The organism is Vibrio sp. 10N.261.55.F4 (assembly GCF_041470465.1).
Classification (GTDB): domain Bacteria; phylum Pseudomonadota; class Gammaproteobacteria; order Enterobacterales; family Vibrionaceae; genus Vibrio; species Vibrio crassostreae_C.
Window position 1 is genome coordinate 1 of the sequence record NZ_JBFRMM010000055.1, and the last position, 501, is coordinate 501.

General features: G+C 48.1%; 2 tRNA genes and 1 rRNA gene. All 3 read right to left on the bottom strand.

The annotated features are described in order from the left end of the window. Window positions 1-108: 108 nt before the first annotated feature. A tRNA-Asp gene (locus tag AB4249_RS21625) sits at window positions 109-185 on the bottom strand. Window positions 186-216: 31 nt separating this feature from the next. Then, a 5S ribosomal RNA gene (gene rrf, locus AB4249_RS21630) occupies window positions 217-332 on the bottom strand. Window positions 333-373: 41 nt separating this feature from the next. Then, window positions 374-450: transfer RNA gene (locus AB4249_RS21635), tRNA-Thr, on the bottom strand. Window positions 451-501: the final 51 nt, after the last annotated feature.

Sequence of the window (501 nt, forward strand, 5' to 3'; positions counted from 1 at the left end):
TTAATTTTCCGGATTGGTATCAGGTGACGACACTCATTGGTCGGAGACCAAATTATCGATAGCCAGAAACGACGAAAGCCTAGTCATAAGACTAGGCTTTCTAATAAGTGGCGGAGTGGACGGGACTCGAACCCGCGACCCCCGGCGTGACAGGCCGGTATTCTAACCAACTGAACTACCACTCCGCAGTGTCTATTCAGCATAAAGCAATTTGGAGCCTGGCGATGTCCTACTCTCACATGGGGAAGCCCCACACTACCATCGGCGCTATTGTGTTTCACTTCTGAGTTCGGCATGGAATCAGGTGGGTCCACAATGCTATGGTCGCCAAGCAAATTCTGTTGTTAACTTGAATAATCAAATCAACTAAATATGGTGCTGATACCCAGACTCGAACTGGGGACCTCACCCTTACCAAGGGTGCGCTCTACCGGGCTGAGCTATATCAGCAATTCAAGAACCGTTTAAAAACGACTCTAATAATTTAAAGCCTGGCGATGT